Annotated in this window: 1 protein-coding gene; it reads right to left on the bottom strand. The window is 45.5% G+C overall.

What is annotated here, in order from left to right:
* A partial coding sequence (locus tag LGT40_RS00195; protein ID WP_226343099.1) for an IS3 family transposase occupies positions 1–365 on the bottom strand: 365 nt, incomplete at both ends.

Below are 365 nucleotides of genomic sequence, written 5' to 3'. Positions count from 1 at the left end.
ACATAACTCATGACTTCACGGTCGCAGCAGTCGAGACTAAACACCACTCGGACTTTTTCTTTATTCCAACAGCCGATCTCAAAACCATCTGAGCACCAACGTGTGTTGGAGTGAAGGGTAATAACCTTGCCTTCATGCGCTCGATTATCACCAACACGACCAGTATGCTTCGCTAACAGCAAATTATTCAGTCGCATGATGCGGTAAATCCGCTTTGGATTCACTTTCACAAATGCATGCTCTCCCGATTTTAACTGGCGATTTAAGTGCGCCGTAATACGTCGATAGCCATTGGTTGCACGTTTGTCACACAAATTCTCAATCAGTGGCAACAGCAAGGCATCGTCTGATTTGCTGTAACGTGT

Origin of the sequence: Methylophaga pinxianii (assembly GCF_020447225.1) — a bacterium.
In the GTDB taxonomy this organism is placed as follows: Bacteria; Pseudomonadota; Gammaproteobacteria; order Nitrosococcales; family Methylophagaceae; genus Methylophaga; species Methylophaga pinxianii.
Note: the sequence above shows the minus strand (reverse complement) of the source record. Positions and strands in the feature narration are given on the sequence as shown.